A 23833-nucleotide genomic window follows, 5' to 3' on the forward strand; every position below is an offset into this window, starting at 1 on the left:
AAATCCAGTGATGGGGAAAGGGAAGTATGAAAAACCTCATCACCATCCGGGACCAATGGAAAGTATGCATGTTTCGGCAGGGAGACTGGCGATCGGATTTGCGGTTCTGGCGGCTGTTTTGTACGGGATCAGCTCTCCTGTGGCGAAGATCCTGCTCGAAACGACGTCCCCCGAGCTGATGGCGGCCCTGTTGTATCTGGGGGCGGGTATCGGGATGTTTGCGGTGAATCTCGTGACCCATCGGCGGAACCGGGAGCGAAAGGAGGCGCCGCTTTCGCGAAAAGATCTGCCGTTCGTGATTGGGATGATCGTGCTGGATATTGCGGCGCCGATCCTTTTGATGCTGGGTCTTTCGCTGACGACTGCCGCAAATGCCTCGCTTTTGAATAATTTTGAGATCGTGACGACGGCGCTTGTCGCCCTCTTGATATTTCGGGAGACGATCGACCGGCGTTTGTGGATCGCGATCGTGTTGATCGTGGCGGGGAGTGTTCTTTTAACAGTGAACGATGCGGGCAGTTTTTCGTTTTCGGCGGGGTCGATCCTCGTGATCCTCGCGTGTGTGTGCTGGGGTGTGGAGAACAACTGTACGCGGATGCTTTCGCTGAAGAATCCGATGCAGATCGTTGTTGTCAAAGGGTTCGGGGCAGGGTTCGGGGCTTTGCTGATCGCGTTTCTGGCGTCCGGGATGCAGACGGATCTCCCTAGTGTGGTCGCGGCGCTTGTTCTCGGATTTTTTGCGTACGGTCTTTCGATCTATCTGTATGTGCTTGCCCAGCGGCAGCTTGGAGCGGCGAGGACGAGTGCGTTTTATGCGGTGGCGCCGTTTATCGGGGCAGGTATTTCGTTCGTGGTGTTCCGGACGCCGCTTACCCCGCTGTTTGTTTTAGCGGCGGGGATCATGGTCGTTGGAGCGTATTTTGCGGCGACGGGAGGCCATGTGCATTTCCATATCCATGAGTCGGTGAGGCATGATCACCGGCACGGGCATGATGACGGTCATCATACGCATGTCCATGATCCTCCGGTCGAGGGAGAACATAGTCATGAACATCTGCATGAACGTCTGGAACACGATCATCCGCACGGAGCGGATATGCATCACGTTCACGTGCATGAAGAGAAGAAGTGAGAGAATGGTGATTCTACCATCGCGTCATGTCCCTGCATATTCCTTTTGTTGATGCAAGAAACATCCTCGGATTTCAAAAAAAAATGGTTCGAATTTGAGACGAATTAAATGGACTTTTCGTTTTGATAAATCTCTCGGCTATTCTGTTGAAAAGCCAGTCACTTTAGAAGGCGGGGATATCTGTGCGTCGTGATGCGGAAATAATCATGTTTCCTCCCGATAGACGAAATGCTGTACCCCTCTATCCATTATTCCAAATAACTCTGCTGCATTTGCCGGGTAGATTTTGATACTATTCAGGTTATCTATTGGTATCCAATGAAACTCAATATTGAATGGCCGCTCATTCATTTGCTCTATACCTATAAACATTCGGTCAAGCGGTATTTGCGTAGTATCATCAAGCGTTACAAGATAATAATTGCATATTTGATGACATGGCTTTTCACCCCACGGAAAAAATATTTCTGCAACCCATTTAAGTTCGTTTACTGAAATATTAGCACCAATTTCCTCTTTGAACTCGCGAATTAGTGTCTTAGCGTTGGTTTCTCCAAAAGAAACATGTCCGCCGGGAAATGCAAAACCTGTATCATTGGTTGGCTTTTGCAAAAGCACCTTGCCGTTATGAATTAAAATCCCTGCTACACGGTAACTAAATATCCAGTCATCGGTTTTGAACAATATATCACTCATGAATGTTTTCCTTTACCCAAAAATGCAAATATCAGCATTTCTAACTGCCCCTGTGCATTTATCACGAAACACGTCGAGCCTTCGAAGATAAATATCCTTGTATTCCTTAAAGAGAAAAAAAATTGTTCAGGTTACAGCAGAACCGTTATTCCGAGCAGGATAATTGGGAGGAGAAGTACCGCCAGCAGTGCGCTAAGATAGAGATATACGCGTTTTTTCGAATTGGTCGTCAGGGCGGCGCCGATCAGCCATGTGACGATGACCCCGTAGAGAAAACCTATCCGGTGAGCGGTATCCGGGATGACGGGGGATGCGTTTAGTATTTCTGCAAGAGGGAGGAGGAGATATACTACTGCCGAGAAGAGAAGGATCCCAATAAGGAGTCTGATGCTTTCAAAATTTTTCCAGACGGCAAAGGAGATCATGACGCATATCATCCCGAATACGGCACACACCATTCCAGAAAATCCGACTATTTGTACCAGATGAAGGCCCGGCACCAAAAGTAAGGCTGTTGAGCATGAGAAGGGGAGGATGGTTACAAAGAGGAGACATGCGATGAACGGGCAAAGATAAAACCGTTTGTCCAGTTTCGGAAATATGGCTGTGATGAGCATCAGAAAGATGCCGAGAATGAAGAAGATCAGGAGGTTTGTTAACAAATGCATCGGTATCTCATGGCAAAACGGTGCGAGATAGAGTGCCAGGAGGGTGGTGCCGGAGGAAGAGAGGGAGACGGCGTCTATGGGGAGTATGCCGCAGTACAGGAGCGTCCACATGGCGACGAGGACGATTCCAAGAATGAGCCAGTATATCAGGATGAATAGGCGGAATCTCGAGGGCGGGAGGCTGATGTTCCTGTCGTTCAGGTGCTCGGAGAGGGGAGTGGGCCAGGTCATGGGGATATGCAGTTATTATGATGATGACCTGATAAGTTTGACGCAAGGGATAGTCCGGCAGGATAAGTATTATTGCGTTCCCGGGTGATGGAGAATAGTATGGATGCAAAAGAGCTGGAAGAGGATGTCCGGGGATTGTATTCACCGGATACGAAAGCGGCGTATGCAAGTTTTCTGCGGCTGAAGGCGGAGAGCGAGGCGGGCAATGCGGTGTACCGGTTCTGGGACGATTTTGCCGGGATGATTCATAGCGAGAATTCGTATGTCCGGACCCGGGGCCTTTTGCTGATCGCAGAAAACGCGAAATGGGATGCGGATCATAAGCTGGACGGTGTTCTCCCCCGGTATCTGGAGCATGTGTGTGACGAGAAGCCGATCACGGCCCGTCAGTGTATTCAGGCGCTGAAGAGTATCGTTTCGGCAAGGAGGGATCTGGTCCCGGAGATCAGGGAGGCACTGGAGCATGCCGATACGGGGAGGTATAATGCGAATATGCGGCCGCTGATCGAGCGGGATATCGCGGGTGTGCTGAAGATGATGGAGGGGTGAGGGGGACTATTTTAGATGTTAGAGAGTGAAGTAATACAATATGACTGATGGTAACGAGAGTGATTTTGAACCAACTGATGAGAGTATTCTTTATGCACAAGAATTAGTGTCTGAACATTTGAATCGTCAACTTGGATGGACAACAGAATTGGATCAAAAAGCAGCGTCCGTAATTTCAGTAATTGGAATTGTTCTTGCTTTGGAGGTCCCATTAGTAGTATTTCAACAGAATATCTTAACAAATATCGTATTCATCCCAATAATAATTGTAATCTATTTTTTGTTTTTTCTACAATTAAGCTGCTTTAGTCTCACATTGTTGTTCTCATACAAGGGTCATAAAATAAAACCTATACCTACTCCGGATAAAATTTTACTTGTGAAAGAAATACTTGATGGTCATACATTTAAGGATAAACGTTCAGCAGTAATCCAAAATATTGCGGATATGCTAATGGCGTCAAAAGCAATTCTTGATAGTCTTGATAGGAAAGCAATGGATGTTAGTAGAAGTCAACAGTTTTTCCTCATTGGTGGAATATCACTAGCAATCCTGCTTAGTGGTCTCATCCTTGTAGGTATGATTTAATAGAGAAGACATCTATTTTTATATAATGACGAGAGAAGAAAAGGTTGGGAAAAAATCCTTAGAAGAGAGTTCTTTTAGAAAATCAGAGAGAATTCTCAATACACATCTTGAAATGCCCGAAGGAAGAACACAGCCTGTCAAAAAGGCCGGCAGTCTTACAGGCGACAGAAAATAATTGTTGACGTGTCTGGTGGGAAAAACACCACCATTTTACGTATATGTGTTAAGTATTTTTCATCTATTTTCCGGTGTCATTTCTTTATCATAGCATAAGCTTCCATCAAAAATACATCCCAAAAATGCCCTTTGAACACATCACATGATAAATTTGTGTACGGGATATGTACAGACACATGAGAAATCCCTTTTCTGTATGAATTCCCCGTGAAAAAAAGAATATTCTATGGACTCAGATTCTGGAACATAATGCCGAGACGGGTGATGAGAGCTGCAAGAATGAAGTACCCGAGAACGATATGGATGGTCACACAGAGCAAAGCAGGATAATCCAGCACGATGGCCGCGAGATCAGTGATGCTGAACATCATCAGGTTGGTCTGCAGGAAGGCAATGATAAAATCATGTGCATCCAGCACTGTTGTGACGGCACCTGCCAGGATAGGGTGGGTTTGTAACGGCAGGATATACTGATAGATGAGTGCCCAAATCAAATTCCAGCCGAAAAATACAGCAATGACCCGTTTTGTCGAGCTGCCGTAGTTGGAGATCCACCAGAAGAGCCGGACAAAAGCATTGATGATCCTATCGACCCAAGAATGTTTGGTTTCCCAGTTTTTCTTTTCCGGGAATTTTCCGGATGAGAATTTGGAGATGAGTTTGGTCTTGATTTCTGCCATATCCGGGTAGAATTTCGGCATTTTATACCATTGTTCCCAGCGAAGCTGCCGGATGTTTCGTTCGAGCTGTGTTCTGAGTTCCGGTTCGATGCGGGCTGATGAGAGAGATGTTCCAGTGAAATCGGTTTTATCATCTATGGTGTTGCTGAAAAACAGGGTCTCCCCATCAACTATGGCTAGAATGAATTCTGCCCCCTCAAGATGGGCACTATTGAATCGGGCTCCTTCAAGATGGGTACCTATGAAATTGGCTCTATCAAGATGCGCACCCATGAAATTTGCTTTCTCAAGTTGTGCCCTTCTGAAATTTGCTCCTTCAAGATTGGCAAAATAGAAATTGGCTCCATCAAGATGGGCACTATTGAATCGGGCTCCTTCAAGATGGGCAAAATGGAAATCGGCCCCTTCCAGATGTACGCCTGAGAAATTTGCTTTTTTCCGAATTTCATCGGTAAAATCTTCATCTTGAAAATCAGGTTTTACAAAACCAGAACGATTATCAAATAATTTCCCAATATTTTCCGAATCATATCCCTCACTCGGAAAACGCCTCCCCCATTCAGATCTCAGATATGCCTCATACGCCTGATTCCACTCTTCGATTCCGTCATTCTGAGCACACGTAATTAAAAAATCATGGCTCAGTCTATCATACAGTTCTTTATTCCATCCTTCCGATCTTTCATCCACATCCACCATAATATCATAGAGTAGTCCCTCCCTCATGATTATAATACCTCAAAGATGTTCAGGGTGCACATTTTTCTCAAAACCCTGGGAAAATTTTCTAAAACCTAAATATACCCCTAATTACTACAAAATACAGAGTTTCGGAAAAAATCTGCACCCTCACCAAAAACCTTCAAATAAGCCTATTTTTCAAAAAATAACGCAAATCATACCAAAATAAGGGTGCACGTAGATTTTTGAAACCTGCACCCTCAGCACAAATAAAAAACAAGGGTGCAGGTCCGACGTGCACCCTACTTTTTCAGAACACAGCTGAAAAACCGTGTTCCACGAACCGTTTTCTCCTCAAACCCGTACACCCGCATCCCCTTAAACAGCCCCCTCTTCTCCTTCTCCGACAGACCCTGCCGGAAATTCACCTGAGAATACTCATCATACCCTGGCATCTGGATCTTTGCAAGGCCCACCGGGATATCATGCCGGGCACACCACGCAATATACGCCTCCTCCAGCTCCAGGCGGGACACCTTCCCCGTCTCCGACCTCTCCACGCACTCCTCGATGAATGCCGACACCTCGAAGCCTGCCAGAAGCTCGTTCTGCGTCGCCGCACAAAACGCCGGCACCGGCAAAAGCCCCTCATTGATATACGCAATCAGCTCATCCACCACCATCGAAAAGATCGCATCCCCCTCGGCAAGCAAAGACTCCCGGATATCACGCACCCGCTCATCCCCCGCAAACAGATGCGGGAACGGGATCGTAAAGATCCGGCGCAGAAGGGCAAAATCCAGAACCTTATCGAACCGGGGCAGCTCATTCGTTACCCCGACAGGCGTACAGACGATCTTCTGCGGGCGGGACTTCTCATACATATCCCGGAACCGACTCGTCACCGCGTCCCCAGTAAGAGCTTTCACCGTGTCCGCACTGATCCGCCCGCCCCGGGACTCCTCATCGCTCGCCTCCGAAATCAGCATCGCACGCTTCGAAAGCGACCGGTAAATACCCGACGCCGGACGGTCCTCGAACCCTGCATACAGCTCCCGGACCGACGCCTCCGACATCTCCGACCCGAAAATATCCCGCAGCACATCGATCGTCGTCGACTTCCCGTTACTCCCCTTTCCCCACAGGAAAAGGATGATCTGCTCCGGATTCGCCGGATACAGCAGATAGCCCAGCAGGCGCAGAAAACACCGCCCGAGCTCCATCATCCGAAGCGTCCGCTCATCTTCGGTCAGATCGCTCGTATTGTCCGTGAACACCGCTTTCAGGTGGTCGATGAACGCCTGCGAGCGAAGCCCCGGCGTATAGGTCCGATCGAGATAGATCAGCGGATACTTCTCGCGGATCGAATCGCACGCCCAGATCGGGATGATTTCGCCGGTTTTACAGTCGATTGCGCCGTTCTTAAAGGTGATATACCGGTCGTCGGACGCTTCGGCGAGATTCACCTGCATCGAAGAGCCTTCGATCATCTTCCGGAGAGCGACCTGTTTTGTGTGGTTCTTGCTCAGATTCACGTGATTCTGGAGCTGAGTGACAAGATTCCGCATCTCAGGCGTGTTTTCGATCTCTGCACGGCGCTTCCAGTAGTTTAGCTCCTCTTCGGTGCTTTTCCCAACGAGCCGGAGGACCTGCCCGATCTTTTCTTTGGCAGGTTCCCAGTGGTTGTCGATCCAGGCAAACCATTCACCCCGGGTCGCGTCATATCTGAGATAGCGGGCGGCTTCTTTTTCGAACCGGACGGCGTTTCCTTCGTCGTTGAGCGAGTTGAGCAGAGCTTCGGGCGTCGGGAGCTGCCCGCGGGTCATGGTCTTTCTCTCCCAGGGCGGGGCAAAAGACGGATCAAAGAACCGGAGAAGATACGCTTTTTCGGGTCCTTCGGGTTCGGTGTCGATGATGTGTTCTTTGACGGCGCGACGAAGATCGGCGCTGGTATCACTGGTGGTGAGGATGTCTTTGAGCTGGCCGTTTTTGTAGAGGTTGATCCGGTAGGACTCGACGTCGAGACCGATCGGGGCTCCGCTGGGCGAAAGAGGTTCTGTGATCGTTTCTTTGAGTTCGGCGGTGTAGCCCGCCGGAAGCGGAATGGGTAGTTCGTTCAAGGCCGTTACTTCCCTCCGTTGTTTTTTAGGGGTTGATATATCTTTGATATCATTTTATACAAATAAGTTTGGATAGCAGAGTATTTATAGATATACGTAGAATAGGTATGTAGAGTAATTATGGCTGAAGAAAAGAATGATGATCAGATCCTGATTCGGCTCCCGAAGAACCTGAAGATGCAGCTGGAAACAGCGGCACGCGTGGAAGGGACGACGGTTCAGGATTGGGTGCGAAAAGCGATGGTGAATCGGATCAGTCTGCTGAATGTGTGCCCGGTTTGCGGTACGGTGAATTCCGGGACGGCGAAGTTCTGTAATGAGTGCGGGGCGAGTCTGAAGGATAGTAAGAGGGCGATGTATTTCGAGTGGATGAAGGATCTGCTGAAGGAGGCGTTGGAGGAGGGCAGGGATCTTGACGCGGTTCTGGCGTATCTGGAGGATCCGGCAGGGGAGCAGGCGAAGCTCGAGAAGAAGGGGAAGACGATCGTGCGGACTGAAGTGAAAAAATAATCTTTTTTTTTAAGATATCTTTATCGTAAAAGACGTGAATGATTCATTCATTATCATGTGTAGAGATTCATTAACGCCAAATATGCGAAAAGAGGTCGAAGAGATTGTAGCTGCAAAATTAAAAGAGCGAGAAAATGATAGATCTAATCAATCAACTGATTCTCTGAACGTACTTGCAGACAAGACAAAAGAACAGAAGATTGAGGGGAATGATTCTTCAATTACCGAATTATTACAAGAGATTCTAAACGAAACAAAAAAACAGACTAAATTACTTTCAGAAAATAAATATTCATCAAATATTCTGGAAAAAATAATTTTTGTATTTGCAGGATTGTCACTCATCTCTGCCTTAGCTTCGATAAATATAGCTTCCTTGGAATTAAACGATAGTGGAAATCCAACGGGATTGGGTATTTTTTATTTGACTCTTATCTTTATTTTCATAGGAATTATTATTATTTGGGCAGAAATGATCAAGACTTGTCTCAAAAAAATAGGAGATAAGCATCAAACCCTTAGGAAAATTTTTGAGGCAGTATTAATGATTGGGATCTCTCTTATTTCAGTAATTATTACTATAAATGTTCTAATCATCCTGCCTCTATTAGGGATATTTATGTTAATAATTACTATAATCATGATAGGGATAACTATTTGTCACATTATTAGAGATAATTTTACAACAATAAAGTAAATTTGTGAATTTAACCCTAATTTTTCTATGAAGTTCCAGCTAAAATATATTAATATAGGACTTCTGAGATATGCTCTCGATCAAAAAGCTGACGTACGAGTAAGATTTATTTTGATTTCATGTACGGCATTCGTGTGGATACAAGAAATAAAACAAACCGCGAATCGGCGCGAATCCCGCCCAACACTTCAAAAATCAAATACCATCAAGAAAGAGTGACATCAGTCTTCTCAAGGATGAACAGACTCCCGGAAGACGACAACTTCATTAGAAACCATATCCAATATGTAAAAGTATTTTCGCGAGGGTATCCAAGTGGCCAACGGAGACTGACTCAAGATCTGTTCTTAAGTAGTTCGCGGGTTCGAATCCCTCCCCTCGCATCTGATTTAGGGGTAATAGTTATCTGGAAAATTTTGAATCCCCTACGTGTGATATCACACAGTTCTGAAAAATTACTTGCACAATAACGTACTCTTTTCCAAACACACTTGGTTGTATCAAAAACTTTATGATGATTGCGCCCGCAACTATATTGTTGCGGGCGCAACATTATAGATCCAACAAAGAAAAGCTAAGGATTGGAAATCATTATAATGAGCAATAAGGGATTCATTGGAAAATTCGTTTCATTTCTCTACAGGTATAATCAGATCTACCTTGACAAAGAATTGAAATCTTACAATATTGGACCCGGACAGTTTTACCTTTTAATGCCACTTTTTCAAAAAGATGGAGTAAATCAGGAATCACTTGGTCAGTCCATTAATCTGGATAGAGCGAACGTCACAAGAGCCGTACAAAAACTCGTTAAGGAAGGCTATGTTTATCGACAGAGAGACGAAAAAGACAAACGATCCTATAGAGTGTTTCTAACCGAAAAAGGGAAAGCGATAGAACCCGGTCTCAAAAAGATAGCATTAGAATGGGAGAATATTCTCTTATCTAATTTTGATCCTGATCAAAGACAAACTATTGTGAATTCTTTCGAGGATATGATCAAAAACGTATCCCGGACAATGGAAAAATAGTCGGAGAGATCATGGAATTCAAAAATATTCACATACTCATGCTCTGTCTCGTTGCATTTTTTGCAATGGCTGGAGGGGCTCTTCTGGCACCCGTATTACCGGAGATGGTGGGGCCCTTGGAGACCCCCGCACAGAATATAGCACTGATTATGTCTGTGTTTACGTTCTCAACAGCGGTCTTCACCCTCATCATAGGACATTTTATTGACCGTGTAAATCGTAAGAGGATACTGGTCCCAAGCCTTATACTCTATGGAATAACGGGACTGGTGAGTTTTTTTGTAGCGGATTTCCCGTTACTCCTTATCCTAAGGTTTGTACAGGGGATTGGCGTGGCGGGGATGACATCCATGGCCATGCTGGTCATAGGAGATGTCTACACCGGCCTTGATCGTGTGAGGGCCATGAGTAAGATCAGCATATCATTTGCCTTTGGATCAGTATTTGCCCCAGTGATCGGGGGCGGCCTTGCTATGCTGGGATGGAACTATGCATTCCTGTTTTATACACTTTCCCTGCCATTTGCGATTGTGATAATCACATTACTCCCTGAGACAAAAGTCCAGATAGAAACCGGCGATCAGAAGGGGATACTTGAAGCACTCAAATGTCTTAGGAGTGTGCCAATCATCTACACAATATTCATGGGGTTCTCAATCTTTTTCATGTTGTTTGCCATGATGACGTACGTTCCCTTCATGCTCAAGAGTTCATTCGGCTATGCGTCAGGGGCATCAGGACTTATGCTCGCCATTCCGGGAATCACATGCATGCTGCTTGCATCCCGTGTGGGGCCCCTTGCCGGCAAGTATTCCTTGCTCATGGTGATTGTTGGGGGTTTTGCCTGTGTCGGCCTGTCGATGATATGCATGCCGGTTTTGCATTCCGTTGCCGGAGTGGTTCTTGCATTATTACTGTTCGGAGCAGGTCTTATTCTTGCCCAAACGGCCATTGATGTGCAGATTATTGATATTTCCCCACCCGAATCAAGAGGAGGAGTGATCTCAATTCACAACTGCATGAAATACGTTGGTCAGAGTGCTTCTCCTGTTGTACTTGGTATCCTCCTCGTGTATTTCGGCCTGAACGCAGTTTTTATAGCTGCAGGTGTCTTCGGGTTGCTTATCGCCCTGACAACGTACCTGATGAAAAAACGGTTTGGTGGTTCAAGCAATCCTCAGGTTAAAGATACGAAAGCACAAACTCTATAGATATCTCCAAATTTTTTTGCGATTTTTCGAACATTCGTATCTGAAGATTAAGGACAGAGGTGTTAAGAGTAATCTCCTTCCTGAGTATGGAGGCACAGATTATAGAGCGTGAAAAACTTCACCGCTTAATCTCCACCCCCACCTCGTTATGCCGCAGGAATCCGGGCATCCATGGAGGATTATACCGCATCAAAAACACCTCTCCCGCCGCCTCGATCCCCGCATCCTTGAGCCCTTTTCGGAGCCATGCCTCCTCCTCCCTCACATCCTTCTCATGGGTTTTTCCCTTGAATGTGATAACGGCAACTTCCCGCTCAGGGACCGGAACGATCCGGACCTTCATGTCCAGCGGCTCCGGGATCTCATCCAGGGTTTTTCCCGCAGGCATCACAAACGACATCGTGGTCCCGTCGGAAACGACCGGCGCCGTCATAGGGATCTTTGCCGACGTGATCACCGGAGCAGTCATCGGAATAGTATTTTTCGCGGAATTTTTACCCGTGATATAGGCAAACAGCAGATTGAACCCTGAATCATCCCCTGCACTGTCGACCGTTGCGAGCACAAGTGCGGGATACTTCCGATACTCAATCTCTCCCGCCTTCCCCGTGACCTCATAGGAGATCGTTTCCGTCATGATCCGGGCCCTCCCGGGAAGAGGGAAATCGAAGAGGGGGCATGCGTAATTCCATAGATCGTCATACTATCTTGCTTCGTCACAAAGACGAAATAGGTAACTGATGAGGCAAATCGGCCGCGGATTAAAAAATTCCTTCGAGAAAAAATCCAAAATAATTTTCACCGTTTTTTGTGAAAAAATTTAATTCCTCAAAGAACATTAATGAAAATATTATGAGGAAAGTAGAAGCGGCACTCGCCGTTTTACTCATCATCCTATCACTGACTTCCTGTGCCGCAGCACATGTCCCGCAAATAACCGGAGCAAACGAAGGAATACAAAACGCCGTCCATATCGATGACCCCTACAAATCATGGGCATTCTACGGCACATTCCAAAATGCCGGATCGGTTGCCTACTATCAATTTTCCCTTGAGACCGGAGACCGGCTCTGGTTCTCCGTATTTACCCCGGATATAGGGGCCGCCAATCCCGAGGCGGTCCTCATCGGCCCGGAGATCGAAAACGAGGGAGATATCCCAGCCGGCGTCGTTCTTTTCGATAACGAAGGATACATCGTCATCCCGGGAGAAGCCCCCGACCTTCCCGAGTATGAACCCTTCACCCCTGCCGCAAACTACCAGTGGCTGGAATACGAATACATCGCCGAGTCCTCCGGCACGTATTTTATTGCGATGGTCAACAACGGAACGGGGGCCGGAAATTACGGTCTTGCCCTCGGCTACCGCGAAGAGTTTTCTCTTCCCGAGTGGGTCATGATCCCGATCTCGATCGCGAATATACGCATATGGGAAGGAAACAGTCAGGCATTCGTCATCGGATTCCCTCTCCTGATCGTCGTATTCGGGCTGGTCTATCTCTTTAGAGTAAAAAAAGAGCCGGTGCCCATCAATCCGGAGACGCTCGCCGGATCTGCCGGAGGTCTCCTGTATATCGCCGGATCGGCATTCATGCTTATCCAGGCGATGCTCGCACTCAGTAGAACTGGGTTCGAGGCATCATTCGCCGTAACGGCGGTTTTTATTCTGATCCCGTTCGTTTTGGGATGCCTGGTATTGAGATATTATGTCCGACCCGGGAAAAAGCCGGTGAGATATCGATGGCTGAAACTCCTGATCCTCGGCATTCTCGGACTGGTTGTCTGGGCAGGGTATGTTGTCGGCCCGATCCTCGTGATATGTGCCGGACTAAAAGCCCTGTTCGATGCGAAAAGCAGGGAAAAAAGAAATTCGCGCTGATCCATACCCGACCGTATGGACAGGATCGCCTTTCTCAGAAAATTCTGGTTTTCGGGATCCCTCCCCTCGCATCAGAAAAACAGGGTATAATGCTTATAAAGTCCCGGGTTTAATACAGCTGAACAAGAATTTGATTGACGTTCTAAAGAAATGCAGTAGGGTGATACAATGGACTTGCGTTTAAAGTTTAATGAAGATGAAATGAACTACGATCACGTAAGACCCACATACCCTGATGAATTGTTTGCGGATATAATCAGGTATTCTTCAGTTGATGAGGGAAGTCATTCTTTAGAGATAGGAATTGGCACAGGGCAAGCAACAAAATCTATTCTCCAAACCGGCTGCTTGGTTACTGCGATTGAACTCGGCGATAAATTGAGTGACTTGGTAAAAAAGAAGTTTAGCAAATACGATAATTTCAATGTTATCAATGCCGACTTTATGACGCTGCCTCTTGAATCGGATTCATACGATCTGGTGTATTGTGCAACCGCCTTTCACTGGCTGCCTTTGGAAGAAGGATACGGTAAGGTAAAAGATATTTTAAAACAGGGCGGCACTATAGCATTATTTTGGAATCATCCGTTTCCCAACAGAAAAGACGATATGAGCAATCAAGTAAACAAACGAGTATATGATACATATTGTCCATCCGATAAGGAGATCGTTGAATTTGGTGAAAAAGATTGTGAACGACGCACACGCGAATTAGAACAATTTGGGTTTAAAGATGTCAAAGCAAAATTGTATCATCGGGTCCGCACGCTCACCTCTGATTCTTATATTGCTTTACTAAACACATATTCAGATCATCGAACTTTAGATGTCAAGATAAAAGATGCTTTTGAAGCTGAGATGAAAACGTTAATTGATGAAATCGGGGGTAAAATCAATATATACGATACCATAGACCTATATTTAGCGAGAAAACCATAACTGCACAAAAATGAGCATAAGGAGAAATCGACGGGTTTTGGTCTGTTGCTCTCAAATAGGAATCGTTTATCGCAAAAAATCCCATAATACGTGAAACATTTTCTGAATTATAATTATGATGAACGACGACCGTTATTCAAAAAAAATGGAATGGTCACAGCAGTCTGGTTTTCGTATCCTTCCCTTCACCGGTCGTCAGCTTTTTGATCACCATCACCCGGAACACATCATCACTGTCGTTGATCAGCACATGCGGCACGCATTTCGGGCTTTCGACCAGGAAATTCTCCTCGACCCCCGTCTCTTCGTCGCCGATCACGACGATGCCCTTCCCTTCCAGCACATAAAACAGCACATCCACCGGCGTCATATGCTTTTTCAGCGTCTCGCCCGGCTGCAGGGTAATGACCACCACATCGGTACTTGGTGAGCCGTGGACTTTGCGGACATCCACATTATGCGGGTTCTCCGAGATCGGAGTTTTATCCAGCGTTGTTACGTAGATCGTCATACTATCTTGCTTAGTCAGTGACGGGAAATAGCTTCCTGATGAGGTAGAATTGTTTATCCGAGATCACCAGATCCCCGGGAAAAGCCGATACCGCACTTTCTCTGCATAAGCCTGATACCCGACAAGCTCTCTCTTTAGAGTAGCATCCTCCCGCCTGGTCCGTACGACAAAGAGGATAACCGTGATCACGGCCGGTATAAGTGCCCAGAAAGAGCCAAGCATCAGAGGTTGGGCAAGAACGATCAAAATAAAACCCAGATACCCGGGATGACGAACGAAACGGTAGGGACCGGTGGTCACGGCACGGTGATCCTTCTCATCCTGAATACGGACAACACGGGAAAAAAAGCGGTTTGTCAGCATCGCCCAGGTAAATAGACCGTAGCCGATAAGAAAGAAACAGAGAGCAATCCCTTCCGCGAAGATCGGGACCTGTCCGATCCAGCCGAACCGCAGAGCGAGGCCTGCTATCAGGAGAGGAAGCAGACCAACAAGGTTCATCGCTCTGACCAGACGGGCATCCCAGTCCTTTGCCCCTTTCTGTTTATGCATCCGTTCCAGGATCAGATCCGGGCTGCAAAGGAGGGTAACGAACGCGGTGGCCGCGAACATGACGCCGAGGATGACCCAGGCCATCGGCCAGCTGAACGTACCCGCCGAAACGAACAGGATCACCCCCATGATCAGAACCGGGATCGTTCCGGACAGGATACCCTTCACCCGAAGGATACGCACGGCATTCTTCGAAAGGGGCTCGCTGCCCTGCGGGTTCATACAGTTTTCCCCGTGTTTTCGCGTCTGTACACGATCCGGCCGTCCTTCCATGTCTCATCAACGACCGGGGGATTTTGGGGGTCGAGTTCTCCTGCAAGGATCACGAGATCCGCGACCAATCCGCCTTTCAGCATGCCCCGCTCGTTCTCCTGCCCGCCGGCCCATGCCCCTCCGGCAGTGTACATCCGGAGCCATTCCTCGAACGGAAGGACCTGATCGGGGAAGATGGTTCTGCCGTCACCGGCACTCATGGTCGAACCCATCACCGAACATTTGATCGGATCGCGGGCTTCCATGAATCCTCCGGGATCATCACTGCTCGCCGCAACGACCACGCCCGCACGGGAAAGATCGCCGAACGCGAACCATTTTCCTTCATCGAGAGGAGCACGCTTCATGCCCTCACCCCGGACAAGGAACTGCGGCTGGATCGAGACGCAGGCGTTCATTTTCGCAAGCCGCCCGATCTGGCTGTCGGAAAGGAGGGCCACATGCTCGAATCTGGGCCGAAGCACGAAGCCGGCGGGTGTTTCCTTTGCCGCCTGTTCGTAGGCATCGAGTACGGCGTCGGTCGTGGCGTTCCCGAAAGAATGGACACAGGTCTGGAATCCGTGACGGGCGGCGGCGCATAATGCTTCGGCGAAATCGTCCCGGTATTTTCCGGTTTTGATTATCTGACCGTGCATCTTCATGGCAAATCCAACGGTCTCCGAGGTTGCTCCGTCGGCAAAGAGTTTCACCGGACCGGTCCGGAGTTGCTCATCTCCCGTTCCGGTCACGGGACCGGCGAGACGGGGGCCGAGATCGTTGTCGAGTACGGCGGCGCCGTGCGGCATCATCAGGACAGAGACAGGAAGTCTCCCTTCATCATAGAGCAGACGGTAGGCGGCCTCCGCTGCGGGGGTGACGCCCGGATCGTGGACCGCGGTGATTCCAAACGGCAGAAGTTCGCGGCCCCGTGCCTCAATGAGGTCGGCATGCCGCCGGGTGTCTGCGTTCATGATTTCCCGGAACACCGGGACCTGGGCTTCTTCGATCAGGACACCGGTGGGAACTCCCTCCGGATTACGCTGGATAATCCCGCACCGCGGGTCCGGCGTCGACGAGTCGATGCCGAGGATCTCCAGCGCCCGGCTGTTGACAACGCTTTTGTGAAAGGTCGCCTGAACGAGAACGACCGGACGGTCGGGACAGAACGCATCGAGATCCGCCCGGGTGAATTCCCGGCCCCCGCACTGGGCATCGAACCAGCCGAATCCGACAAGCCAGCCGGTTCCGGGATGCAGTTTTTCGTGTTCGGCGAGGCCTGCAAACAGCGCCTTCTCATCGGTGATGCCGATGAGGTTTGCCCATTCCGGGAAAAAACAGCCGAAGGAGGAGAGGTGGTTATGCGAATCGATGAAGCCCGGCAAAAGGGTCCGACCGTGGAGGTCAATGATTTCGGCACCGGGGTACTGTTGTATGATTTCCGCACTGCCGAGGTCGAGGATCCGGCCGTTTTTGATTACTAATGTCTCTGCATGATCACGGTCGGGATCCATCGTAAGGATCCGACCGCCGGTGAACGCAGTTATTTTTTCGTTCGGTATTGTTGTCATGGTGATCACGGATTGTCTCTCCATTTCAGTTCTTACGGGAATCGACCATGACTATTGATGTGGTCCTCTCCAGCAAACTGCCCGGATATGCTGCACAATCCATTTTACTAATTATACTGTGTACTAATTAAAGTTACTGCACAGTAACTTTAATTCTTGTTGAGTAACGTTATTATAGGACCGGAGCCCATTTTTATGCAAGAGGTAATGGTTATGCCAAAGATGGTGCCGGAGTATCGGGAAGAGGCAAAAAGGAGGATCGTTCAGGCAGGGCTTGAGGCGATGTATGAGAAGGGTTACTGTAAAACCACGATGGATGATATCGCGGGCCGTCTTGATGTGAGTAAACCCGCTCTCTACCGGTATTTTAAAAATAAGGAGGAGCTTGTTATAGAGAGTTCGAAGATCCTTCAGGGACAATACCGCAAAGTCACCAATCAGGATGCACCTGATCGCTGCCCGGTCAGGATGCGGATCGAGACGTTTGATCAGATGATGTCGTCGAATCTGAATGAGCATGCTCTGCTTCTTGAGATCTTCGGGATCACTGTTCGTGAACCGGTTATCCGGGATTTTTCCGTTGAACGGATGAAAAACGGGATCGATGCTCCAGCACGGATGATTGCAGAGCAGCAGAAGGAGGGTCTTGTTTCGTCGGAGATTGATCCGCGTACGCTTGCCATTGCCTGCGTGGCGATGTTCAACGGGATGAGGATAATGATGCTTCTCGGTGTCGAGAGGGAGGAACTTCGTTCCCGGTGGATCGAGATCGTCAGAGCTCTTTTTGGGGTCCAAACAGAGTGCCCCAAGGGTTGTGCCGGATGCGGGATGTGCAGCAGGTAAACAGGCTTAGCAAAAATTATTTTGAAGCCTGTTTTCAAGCAGCGCGATTCTGACCTTCTGGAAAAACCTCTGCAGAGCAGAAGATCAGAAGACCGGTAGCTTTCTTCTCAGGTATTTTTCCGGCGAACAATTTGCTTAGATACGTGCGGTCGATCACTACTTTGACAGCAGAAAATCCAAGATCCGTCAGGAATCGTTCTTCTTCTCCATCCTGAATCCCAAAAAGGAACGGCTCTCCCATATCCGTCACATGCTGCCGGAGACGTCCCGCCACAACCGAGGGGTTGGTGCCGTCGATCATGGACTGTGGAATTGTATCGAAAAGTATGCCGCTGCCCGGAGCCGCATTTTGTCTGATATTTCGCAGTAAGGGTACTACAATTTCCGGAGGCAGGTAGCAGAGGAGGCCTTCCATAATGAACAACGCAGGTTTTGATCCGTCAAACCCGGATTCAATCAGTGATGAAAACATATCTCCTGCAGTAATGTCAAGGGGCAGATACGAAACATGGGACGGAAGTTTGCCGAATATGGTTTGAATAATACGTTTTTTCGTAGTCTGGGTTTCCTCCAGGTCTATTTCAAAGACCTGTGTTTCTTCCATACCCTCAAGTCTGTAGGGACGGGAGTCATACCCGGCACCGATTATGACGAACTGTGAAACGCCGTCGACAATTTTTCCCCTGATGAAATCATCAAAATACCGGACCCTCGTTAAGATGGAATTCCGGTGTCCGGGCAGGATCTGATCGAATTCGGTCCGTTTTTTCTCGAGTTCTTCTGCATTGGAAAGATTATTGAAGTGAGCGATCAGTTCAGGACGGATAAAACGTATTGCCAGGGGATCGTAACATATCCGCTCATCGGCAGGCTTTCCTGCTTCTCCCGCCCTCATGAGAGCTACCCCTTCGGCAGTCATACTTCCCAGACGCCTTTCTTTCATAAGTGAGACATTGTCCTGAATCATCGAATCGTTAACGCTCATCGTAAATCTCCCAAATACTGCATATGATTGCTTATATTTTGCAGATTATCCCATATAGCTACCGATGTGGGCGACGACGGAGGGAGCGGTGAAGCGGGAGCGGGAGAAGGGCAGTATCCAAACGAAAACGGATGCACGAACGCTGGCATATATTATGGTGGCTCTCTATTCGGGTCTGCTGAATTATAAGATGACCGAGATGCCCGAAGAGGAGATCAAAAAGATCTGGCAGGGGGGTGTGCAGCTGATTGTGTCGAAGGGGGGGAAGTAAGGCTTGTTCCCCTTATTTTAAAAAAGTAGCAGTGAATAGTATTGAGAGGAAAATCGGTTTATTGGGGTGGAGAAAGTTTCCCACTAAGGTTATCGAATTCGAATTCCATCCACCTAACTACTTACTATTTTAGATATTATTGGTAACTCAATCGATTTTTATACCTATATACTTGGTATATCCCATCACTATCTTGATCTTTAATGGTCCAATTATCCCCCAAATCAACCTCTTCGCACCCTTCTTGCAATGAGCAGTGAAGGAGCTCAAATATTCTTCTTCCTAATAAGATATCATTGAACCCAGCTTGACCTTGAATTTTAGCCGTCACATTCATTGAACGTCCAATTAAATCGATATTACTCCCGAGATTTTCTTCCCCCATCGTATCAATACGAACAGATCCAATATCCAGACCTATATGGCAACCAATTGTTGGGATGCCTTTTTCTTCAAAAATTGGATTTAGTACTTTTTCTATTACTGCACACATTAATATTGCAGATTGTATTGCATTATCGCATGTTGAAGTAAAATTATCTTCAGCTGGAAAAATACCAATAACACAATCTCCAACATACTTGAACACATATCCCTTACAATTATCAATTGCTCTAGCCATTTGCATTAGGAATATTTTGTTGATTTTGACATTTGTATCAGGATCTACATTGGAACTTAAATTTGTTGAACCTGCCATATCAACATATATTATTACAAAATTTGCATCTTTACCTACAATAGTAGCCAAATATTCCTCAATTGGTTTCATTTTAGGATTGATATTATATTTCTTATCCCATTTGTCCAATAATTCAGATTTAATCTCACGTAAATATTTACATAAATCAGACTCCTTAAGAGGACTATAGTATATCGGAATTTCAGCAGGGAAATTTATCTCATTAAGAGTTGATAAAGGCATTATTATACCAGAAAATTTGTCTTTATATCCATACAAGCTACCACCTTCAAAGACTTCATCATACTTTCTTGGATCTGGCTTCAATACAATCATAATAGTACCATCGGATTGTTTTTCTGAGCCAACCGGATCAATTATCCAATCCATTCGAAATACTTTCCTATCATCTTCTGGTTTTTTGGAGAGAGGAGTCATGTTATTAATGATTTAATGAGCATTTAACAGACTTAATATTACTGACACCAATTATACAAAAACAAAAACATCGTTCGAACCATTAATGAGGCACATCTAAATTTTATAGGACATACGTGGTTTGAGAGAGCTTTACTCCAAATGTGTTAGCTTTGATATGGACACTAGAGATAAATTCCAACCGCGAATCTCCGCTAATCTTCGCGAATCGCATTTTCCTTGCGCCTGCGTGCTCTGCTCCGGCTGATCGCCTACGCAGGAATCGCACGCCGGCTGGAAAAATGCTAAGGAAAAACCGGCGTGCCGGTTTTTCTCTCCGTTAACTTCTCTTTTTGTGTAATCGAAAAACAATGTAACAACAGAAAAACCCGCACGCGGGTTTTTCCTATAGCATTTTTCAAGAGAGGATGCGATTCTGCGCAGGCGATCAGCCGAAGCAGAGCATCCGAACGCAAGGAAAATGCGATTCGCGAAGATTGGCGGAGATTCGCGGTTGTTTTTCTTATAGTACTATCAAAAGAAGTCCGACAGATCCATCTGGGCCTTCTCCTCTTCCCCAAACGTCGAATTGATATTCATCTCCGTCACCTGGATCCGCTGATTCGTATAATCCGACAACACATAATGCTCCGCCATATACTTCGAGATCTCCAGATACTTCGTCACATTCCCCTTATGCATCGTCGCCTTCACCGGCCCCCCGCACTTATTACACTTCCCTGAAACCGGAATACGCCGGTAACTCATCTTACACTTCGGACAACGAAACGACTGCTTCGAAAACGACCGCAGATTACCGATCATATCCGGCATCAAATGACTGTTGATGATTCTTTCTGCAAGATCGTTCGTATCCACCGCCCGGATACGGTCCGCAAGACCCAATTCAGCCTTGATCTTGTCCGCCGTCCCTTTCAGGATCGGATTCGTGTACATCGTATCGATCGGCCCTTCGGAGATATCCGTCGTGTCATGCGTGAAGGAAAAGCCCTCGAACTGACCGGGCGTCTCCACCCGCTTCTCCACGTAATCCACGAACTTTCCAACCTCCTTCGGCGGCCTGTACGTCAGACATGCCGTATATACTTCCAGCGGATACCGGGACATCACATCCACGTTCAGCGTCTCCTTATCCACCTCCTTTGGATTCAGCGTCGTCGTCAAAACGAGCGGGGCATCCATCGTCCCACCGCGGGTGCTCGGCAAAAACGACCGCGAAAAATTCAGCAGACCGTCCATCAGAAGCATCACGCAGTCCTCATCCCCGTCGCAGTTTCGCCTTTTTGCCGCATGATAATACGGATGGGCATATCCCGCCTTCGCCTTCGTGAACCCAACGATCCGGGCGAGAACGCCCGCACTCGTGTGCGGCGCAAGACCCATCACCAGGTGACCCACCAGATCCTCCGGCGTCTCCACATGATAATACGCCTCCTGCCCGTACACCTTCACCAAAAGTTCATCAATATACCGGGCCACCCGGACCAGATACTCCCCGCAGTCCACCGAGACCATGATATCCTGCGGGTGAAGTTCGACAAGCTGGGACGCATCAGCCAGATCGGTGCCGTGCATATCCTTCGTGTAGCCGATCGAACGGAGTTTTTCCACAGAAACCCCGACCTCAGCCGGACGGAAATGCGTCAGCGGCAGATCGATCATATCATACCGGATCGTCCCGTCCCGGAAAACAAACACATTATTCTTCGCTCGAAGCAGACCCTTCTCCAAAGGCTCGACCACCCGTTCACGCGAGATAAGACCGATGACCCCTTTCAGTTCAGGGATCGAAGAGGGCGACATACCAACGTTTGCGAGAGCCGAAGCATACTCCTGCGCCAGACTGATGATACTCTCCCGGGCACAGACAAGATTCGACCCGCACTTCGGGCAGGTTTCCTTTCCCTCTTCCCCGGGCTGATTACAGTGGGGACACCGGTAGACCGCGTCGGTATGCGTGCCGCAGTCCGGACACCGGCTCTTAAACGTGACCGCCCCGCATTTCGGGCACTTCCGCTCCCCGGTCTTGACCTGGATCAGTCCTTCCACCTGACCCGTCGTCACCGAGGTCCCGTGGAAATTTTCATCCGAGTCCGAGTTGCAGATCTTTGCCGCATTGTCGATAGAACGTTTCATGCCGCCCGATTCGCCGATCGGGAAAAGCACATGGACCGGCGGCTTCATTTTTCTGGGAGCCGATTTGCCGGGTCTGCCCATCCTTCCCCCGACACGGGTCCCGGCCTTCGACCGCATCTTCAGACCGGAAAGATACATCGCCATGGATAGACCGTTTGAAAACGGCGGAAGGGTCTTCCAGGTTGGACTTTTTTCGAGGGTATAGGTCAGACCAAGTCCCATGACGAGGGCAAGAGGCGTTCTAAGAACGTAAAAGCCATCTTCCACGGTATGCGGCACGAGCAGCTCTTCCAGAACGGATTTCACCGCGGGATCTTCCGGAATGTACAAAACCCCGTCCCGCATAGAGCCGGTTTCGGCGACTTTGTCCGAAAGGAAAATCAGCTGCTCCTTGGTGCAGTCGTCCCAGAACCAGGTATAATCCGGATGAAGATAAGCGCCTTCGATAACGAAGGAAAGGGCCTCGGCTTCGTTCTTCGGATGCCGGGGGCCTCCCTCCTGGAGCCACCACTCTTCGCAGTAGCTCGGCGGCATGAGGACATGGTTGTTCTCCATGAATTCACCGAACGAGATCAGGATCTCCCCGATGTCGAGGATGTATTCCACCTGATCAAAGTATTTGTTCGCCGCATCAAGCGTGTCGATCCTGAGAAGCTCGCCGCTTTTCAGACGAACGGTCGGGCCTTCGATGTCCGTACACGGAACGACACCGCAGGCTTTGCCCGGCCGCTCGACCTTCATCTGCGTGCCGACTGCAAGATAATCGTCAAGGATATGTAAGGTAGCCGGGTTGAAGCCGCAGGTCGCAAGACCCGTATTTCTGCACCGTCCGAAACGGAATCGGAAGCCGCCTTTCCGCATAGGATACGAAAAGGACGGTCTGCCGGCGAGCATATCCCGCATATACTTGTCCTTCGGATGGACCCCCGGCTCCTCTTCTTCCTCTTGGGCAGGAGTATTTCCGCTGATAAGTTCCTCGAGCCACTCCCAGCCGTCGAGATTCATCTTCGCGACGTTCTTCTGGATCTTCGGGGCTTTCAGACCGATACCTTCGGCGATAACGAGGGCCATTCCTCCGCGAACAACGTTCGTCTCGACCCGTTCCAGATTTCGGTGTCCTGAGATCTCTTCCTTCTCGGTGGGTTCTCCGTCGATGCAGATAGGACAGTTTCTGATGATCAGACGAATATCGTCGTCTTTTGGGAGATACTGCATACTCTGGATATTATTATACTGTTTGATCTCCTCGACGTACCGCTCGATCTCCTCTTCACGGGGTTTGTACCGGTCGATCCCGAGAAGCCGGCGCACATAATCGCCGACGAGAACTGAAAGCGCCTGGGCCGTTCCTCCGGCGGAACGGATGGGGCCTGCATAGTAGATCGAGAGATACTCGGTCCCGTCGTCGTTTCTTCGAACGGCAACTTTGCCGATACCCTCGGTCGGCGCCGCGACCACACCTTCTGTGAGAAGGGCCATGGATGCACGGATCGCATGATCGAGGATATCCTCGCGGGTCGACTCGCCGAACTCCTTCCCGACGAACGCGTCACCGATCTTGAGGGCGGCCTCTTCTCTGGACATCCGGTCCTCAAGATACCGGATCTTTTCGGCGACCCCTTTGTAGCCGAGCAAAGCTTCCACTCGTCCGGCGAGATCACTTGCGATCGGGATCTCCACATACGGCCGGGGATCGACGCCGACACGTTTCGCCGCATTGGCAATTTCCATCGCCCGGTCGAGTCCGGCGATAAGGCCGTCGAGATACGCCCGGTACTCACTCGAGGTTACCAGTTCTGCCATAGA

Annotated in this window: 23 protein-coding genes and 1 tRNA gene; 13 read left to right on the forward strand and 11 right to left on the reverse strand. The window is 48.5% G+C overall.

Going from position 1 to position 23833, the window contains the following annotated elements; translation table 11 throughout:
* Positions 1 to 55 precede the first annotated feature (55 nt).
* Entirely contained in the window at positions 56 to 1132 is a 1077-nt protein-coding gene (locus tag Q7J08_RS03365; RefSeq protein WP_304910279.1) for a DMT family transporter, read from the forward strand.
* Between the two features lie 204 nt (positions 1133 to 1336).
* Here Q7J08_RS03365 and Q7J08_RS03370 read toward each other — a convergent pair whose 3' ends face one another.
* Both Q7J08_RS03370 and Q7J08_RS03375 read right to left on the reverse strand, forming a co-directional pair.
* Positions 1337 to 1828, reverse strand: coding sequence for an NUDIX hydrolase (locus Q7J08_RS03370; RefSeq protein WP_304910280.1), 492 nt, complete (start codon positions 1826 to 1828; stop codon positions 1337 to 1339).
* Between the two features lie 131 nt (positions 1829 to 1959).
* Positions 1960 to 2727 (reverse strand): rhomboid family intramembrane serine protease, encoded by a 768-nt coding sequence (locus tag Q7J08_RS03375; RefSeq protein WP_304910281.1) that lies wholly within the window; start codon positions 2725 to 2727, stop codon positions 1960 to 1962.
* A 99-nt stretch (positions 2728 to 2826) separates the two neighbouring features.
* Here Q7J08_RS03375 and Q7J08_RS03380 point away from each other — a divergent pair, with 99 nt between their 5' ends.
* From Q7J08_RS03380 to Q7J08_RS03390, 3 genes are read left to right on the forward strand one after another with little or no spacing between them, the layout of a single operon-like run.
* Positions 2827 to 3276, forward strand: coding sequence for a SufBD protein (locus Q7J08_RS03380; RefSeq protein WP_304910282.1), 450 nt, complete (start codon positions 2827 to 2829; stop codon positions 3274 to 3276).
* A gap of 40 nt (positions 3277 to 3316) precedes the next feature.
* Entirely contained in the window at positions 3317 to 3865 is a 549-nt protein-coding gene (locus Q7J08_RS03385; RefSeq protein ID WP_304910283.1) for a hypothetical protein, read from the forward strand.
* 25 nt (positions 3866 to 3890) lie between these two features.
* On the forward strand, positions 3891 to 4040 hold the full coding sequence (locus tag Q7J08_RS03390; protein ID WP_304910284.1) for a hypothetical protein: 150 nt from the start codon (positions 3891 to 3893) through the stop codon (positions 4038 to 4040).
* Positions 4041 to 4266: 226 nt separating this feature from the next.
* Here the strand turns inward: Q7J08_RS03390 and Q7J08_RS03395 are convergent, their stop codons facing one another.
* Together Q7J08_RS03395 and Q7J08_RS03400 are read right to left on the reverse strand one after the other, a co-directional pair.
* Positions 4267 to 5448, reverse strand: a complete 1182-nt coding sequence (locus Q7J08_RS03395; RefSeq protein WP_304910285.1) for a pentapeptide repeat-containing protein — start codon at positions 5446 to 5448, stop codon at positions 4267 to 4269.
* 257 nt (positions 5449 to 5705) lie between these two features.
* Positions 5706 to 7523 carry a hypothetical protein gene (locus tag Q7J08_RS03400; RefSeq protein ID WP_304910286.1) on the reverse strand — a complete coding sequence of 606 codons (1818 nt, stop codon included), beginning with the start codon at positions 7521 to 7523 and terminating at the stop codon, positions 5706 to 5708.
* 120 nt (positions 7524 to 7643) lie between these two features.
* Here Q7J08_RS03400 and Q7J08_RS03405 point away from each other — a divergent pair, with 120 nt between their 5' ends.
* The 5 genes from Q7J08_RS03405 to Q7J08_RS03425 all read left to right on the forward strand — a co-directional run bounded on the left by Q7J08_RS03405 (position 7644) and on the right by Q7J08_RS03425 (position 10972).
* The gene (locus tag Q7J08_RS03405; protein WP_304910287.1) at positions 7644 to 8033 is read left to right on the forward strand and encodes a zinc ribbon domain-containing protein; all 390 of its coding nucleotides are present in this window, start codon (positions 7644 to 7646) and stop codon (positions 8031 to 8033) included.
* Between the two features lie 82 nt (positions 8034 to 8115).
* The gene (locus Q7J08_RS03410; RefSeq protein WP_304910288.1) at positions 8116 to 8730 is read left to right on the forward strand and encodes a hypothetical protein; all 615 of its coding nucleotides are present in this window, start codon (positions 8116 to 8118) and stop codon (positions 8728 to 8730) included.
* 301 nt (positions 8731 to 9031) lie between these two features.
* Positions 9032 to 9113, forward strand: a tRNA-Leu gene (locus Q7J08_RS03415).
* Between the two features lie 213 nt (positions 9114 to 9326).
* A complete protein-coding gene (locus Q7J08_RS03420) occupies positions 9327 to 9761 on the forward strand; it encodes a MarR family winged helix-turn-helix transcriptional regulator (RefSeq protein ID WP_304910289.1) in 435 nt (144 codons plus the stop codon).
* Between the two features lie 11 nt (positions 9762 to 9772).
* Positions 9773 to 10972, forward strand: coding sequence for an MFS transporter (locus Q7J08_RS03425; protein ID WP_304910290.1), 1200 nt, complete (start codon positions 9773 to 9775; stop codon positions 10970 to 10972).
* Between the two features lie 118 nt (positions 10973 to 11090).
* Here the strand turns inward: Q7J08_RS03425 and Q7J08_RS03430 are convergent, their stop codons facing one another.
* Positions 11091 to 11609, reverse strand: a complete 519-nt coding sequence (locus Q7J08_RS03430; protein ID WP_304910291.1) for a heme-binding protein — start codon at positions 11607 to 11609, stop codon at positions 11091 to 11093.
* 215 nt (positions 11610 to 11824) lie between these two features.
* Here Q7J08_RS03430 and Q7J08_RS03435 point away from each other — a divergent pair, with 215 nt between their 5' ends.
* Both Q7J08_RS03435 and Q7J08_RS03440 read left to right on the forward strand, forming a co-directional pair.
* A complete protein-coding gene (locus tag Q7J08_RS03435) occupies positions 11825 to 12850 on the forward strand; it encodes a hypothetical protein (protein WP_304910292.1) in 1026 nt (341 codons plus the stop codon).
* Between the two features lie 168 nt (positions 12851 to 13018).
* Complete coding sequence (locus Q7J08_RS03440) at positions 13019 to 13789, forward strand: class I SAM-dependent methyltransferase (RefSeq protein WP_304910293.1); 771 nt, start codon at positions 13019 to 13021, stop codon at positions 13787 to 13789.
* 154 nt (positions 13790 to 13943) lie between these two features.
* Here Q7J08_RS03440 and Q7J08_RS03445 read toward each other — a convergent pair whose 3' ends face one another.
* The 3 genes from Q7J08_RS03445 to Q7J08_RS03455 form a co-directional block, all read right to left on the reverse strand.
* Positions 13944 to 14300, reverse strand: coding sequence for a cupin domain-containing protein (locus tag Q7J08_RS03445; RefSeq protein WP_304910294.1), 357 nt, complete (start codon positions 14298 to 14300; stop codon positions 13944 to 13946).
* Positions 14301 to 14363: 63 nt separating this feature from the next.
* Complete coding sequence (locus tag Q7J08_RS03450; protein ID WP_304910295.1) at positions 14364 to 15074, reverse strand: isoprenylcysteine carboxylmethyltransferase family protein; 711 nt, start codon at positions 15072 to 15074, stop codon at positions 14364 to 14366.
* Entirely contained in the window at positions 15071 to 16672 is a 1602-nt protein-coding gene (locus tag Q7J08_RS03455; protein ID WP_304910296.1) for an amidohydrolase, read from the reverse strand. The genes Q7J08_RS03450 and Q7J08_RS03455 overlap by 4 nt, the downstream gene beginning before the upstream one ends.
* 213 nt (positions 16673 to 16885) lie before the next feature.
* Here Q7J08_RS03455 and Q7J08_RS03460 point away from each other — a divergent pair, with 213 nt between their 5' ends.
* On the forward strand, positions 16886 to 17515 hold the full coding sequence (locus Q7J08_RS03460) for a TetR/AcrR family transcriptional regulator (RefSeq protein WP_304910297.1): 630 nt from the start codon (positions 16886 to 16888) through the stop codon (positions 17513 to 17515).
* Positions 17516 to 17549: 34 nt separating this feature from the next.
* Here the strand turns inward: Q7J08_RS03460 and Q7J08_RS03465 are convergent, their stop codons facing one another.
* Positions 17550 to 18500 carry a class I SAM-dependent methyltransferase gene (locus Q7J08_RS03465; RefSeq protein ID WP_304910298.1) on the reverse strand — a complete coding sequence of 317 codons (951 nt, stop codon included), beginning with the start codon at positions 18498 to 18500 and terminating at the stop codon, positions 17550 to 17552.
* Between the two features lie 64 nt (positions 18501 to 18564).
* On the opposite strand from Q7J08_RS03465, the gene Q7J08_RS03470 reads away from it, so the two are divergent.
* Positions 18565 to 18771, forward strand: a complete 207-nt coding sequence (locus Q7J08_RS03470; protein ID WP_304910299.1) for a hypothetical protein — start codon at positions 18565 to 18567, stop codon at positions 18769 to 18771.
* A gap of 136 nt (positions 18772 to 18907) precedes the next feature.
* Here the strand turns inward: Q7J08_RS03470 and Q7J08_RS03475 are convergent, their stop codons facing one another.
* A complete protein-coding gene (locus tag Q7J08_RS03475) occupies positions 18908 to 19843 on the reverse strand; it encodes an adenylate/guanylate cyclase domain-containing protein (RefSeq protein ID WP_304910300.1) in 936 nt (311 codons plus the stop codon).
* A gap of 561 nt (positions 19844 to 20404) precedes the next feature.
* Positions 20405 to 23830: a DNA polymerase II large subunit gene (locus Q7J08_RS03480; protein ID WP_304910301.1), complete on the reverse strand. Its 3426-nt coding sequence runs from the start codon at positions 23828 to 23830 to the stop codon at positions 20405 to 20407.
* Between the last annotated feature and the right edge of the window lie 3 nt (positions 23831 to 23833).

The organism is Methanocorpusculum sp. (assembly GCF_030655665.1).
Taxonomy (GTDB): Archaea; Halobacteriota; Methanomicrobia; order Methanomicrobiales; family Methanocorpusculaceae; genus Methanocorpusculum.

Coding starts and splice junctions, on each gene's coding strand:
- Q7J08_RS03365 (WP_304910279.1), top strand. CDS start 56: ATGGAAAGTATGCATGTTTCGGCAGGGAGACTGGCGATCGGATTTGCG.
- Q7J08_RS03370 (WP_304910280.1), bottom strand. CDS start 1,828: ATGAGTGATATATTGTTCAAAACCGATGACTGGATATTTAGTTACCGT.
- Q7J08_RS03375 (WP_304910281.1), bottom strand. CDS start 2,727: ATGACCTGGCCCACTCCCCTCTCCGAGCACCTGAACGACAGGAACATC.
- Q7J08_RS03380 (WP_304910282.1), top strand. CDS start 2,827: ATGGATGCAAAAGAGCTGGAAGAGGATGTCCGGGGATTGTATTCACCG.
- Q7J08_RS03385 (WP_304910283.1), top strand. CDS start 3,317: ATGACTGATGGTAACGAGAGTGATTTTGAACCAACTGATGAGAGTATT.
- Q7J08_RS03390 (WP_304910284.1), top strand. CDS start 3,891: ATGACGAGAGAAGAAAAGGTTGGGAAAAAATCCTTAGAAGAGAGTTCT.
- Q7J08_RS03395 (WP_304910285.1), bottom strand. CDS start 5,448: ATGAGGGAGGGACTACTCTATGATATTATGGTGGATGTGGATGAAAGA.
- Q7J08_RS03405 (WP_304910287.1), top strand. CDS start 7,644: ATGGCTGAAGAAAAGAATGATGATCAGATCCTGATTCGGCTCCCGAAG.
- Q7J08_RS03410 (WP_304910288.1), top strand. CDS start 8,116: ATGCGAAAAGAGGTCGAAGAGATTGTAGCTGCAAAATTAAAAGAGCGA.
- Q7J08_RS03420 (WP_304910289.1), top strand. CDS start 9,327: ATGAGCAATAAGGGATTCATTGGAAAATTCGTTTCATTTCTCTACAGG.
- Q7J08_RS03425 (WP_304910290.1), top strand. CDS start 9,773: ATGGAATTCAAAAATATTCACATACTCATGCTCTGTCTCGTTGCATTT.
- Q7J08_RS03430 (WP_304910291.1), bottom strand. CDS start 11,609: ATGACGGAAACGATCTCCTATGAGGTCACGGGGAAGGCGGGAGAGATT.
- Q7J08_RS03435 (WP_304910292.1), top strand. CDS start 11,825: ATGAGGAAAGTAGAAGCGGCACTCGCCGTTTTACTCATCATCCTATCA.
- Q7J08_RS03440 (WP_304910293.1), top strand. CDS start 13,019: ATGGACTTGCGTTTAAAGTTTAATGAAGATGAAATGAACTACGATCAC.
- Q7J08_RS03445 (WP_304910294.1), bottom strand. CDS start 14,300: ATGACGATCTACGTAACAACGCTGGATAAAACTCCGATCTCGGAGAAC.
- Q7J08_RS03450 (WP_304910295.1), bottom strand. CDS start 15,074: ATGAACCCGCAGGGCAGCGAGCCCCTTTCGAAGAATGCCGTGCGTATC.
- Q7J08_RS03455 (WP_304910296.1), bottom strand. CDS start 16,672: ATGACAACAATACCGAACGAAAAAATAACTGCGTTCACCGGCGGTCGG.
- Q7J08_RS03460 (WP_304910297.1), top strand. CDS start 16,886: ATGCCAAAGATGGTGCCGGAGTATCGGGAAGAGGCAAAAAGGAGGATC.
- Q7J08_RS03465 (WP_304910298.1), bottom strand. CDS start 18,500: ATGAGCGTTAACGATTCGATGATTCAGGACAATGTCTCACTTATGAAA.
- Q7J08_RS03470 (WP_304910299.1), top strand. CDS start 18,565: ATGTGGGCGACGACGGAGGGAGCGGTGAAGCGGGAGCGGGAGAAGGGC.
- Q7J08_RS03475 (WP_304910300.1), bottom strand. CDS start 19,843: ATGGATTGGATAATTGATCCGGTTGGCTCAGAAAAACAATCCGATGGT.
- Q7J08_RS03480 (WP_304910301.1), bottom strand. CDS start 23,830: ATGGCAGAACTGGTAACCTCGAGTGAGTACCGGGCGTATCTCGACGGC.